General features: G+C 48.9%; 1 protein-coding gene. It reads right to left on the bottom strand.

Annotated features, from left to right (window positions below; translation table 11 throughout):
• Nucleotides 1–45: 45 nt before the first annotated feature.
• The coding region (locus ACTHUR_RS16570) for a biliverdin-producing heme oxygenase (protein ID WP_440399778.1) at nucleotides 46–571 on the bottom strand (526 nt) is incomplete at its 5' end.

Consider the following 571-nt stretch of genomic DNA (forward strand, 5'->3'; position numbering starts at 1 on the left):
TATACAGATGTGTTTCAGACGACCTCTACTTATATCGTCAAACCATTAATGACGGTGCGGAACAAAGCCTTCCGGAGCTTCCGCACCTGCAGGCAGGTCAAATGTTTCGCGCAGAACGACTTTGTAGAACGCAAATGCATCTTTTGCACCTTGAATCGCTTCGGCTTCAGCTTCAGGACTTAAACCCAAAGCATTCAGATGCTCGACAAACGCACGCCAATGTTTGCCGCGGCCGTTCGGATGGGGGGCGAGGTGGCGCGCGCCGTGTTCGCCGGTGTAATCCAGTTTTTGCGCGTGTTTAAACAAAAATGCTGCGCCCAAATTGGAACCTTCGGCGCAATACAGCCAACCGATGGCTTTGTTGCCGGTTTCATGTGGCAACGGTTTACCGTATTCGTAAGGTTTGTCGCCCAAATCAGCCAAGTCTTGCGTTACCGCGTCGTAACGCGCCATGTATTCCAGCTCAGGAATGGCTTTGTTCAACTCGGAGTCTTTATAAATATGATCGACCGCTTTGTGGAACACTGATTGCAGTTTCAAAAATTTGATGTAATTCTCTTTGTTGGTAAAC

This window comes from Neisseria sp. P0021.S007 (assembly GCF_051956855.1).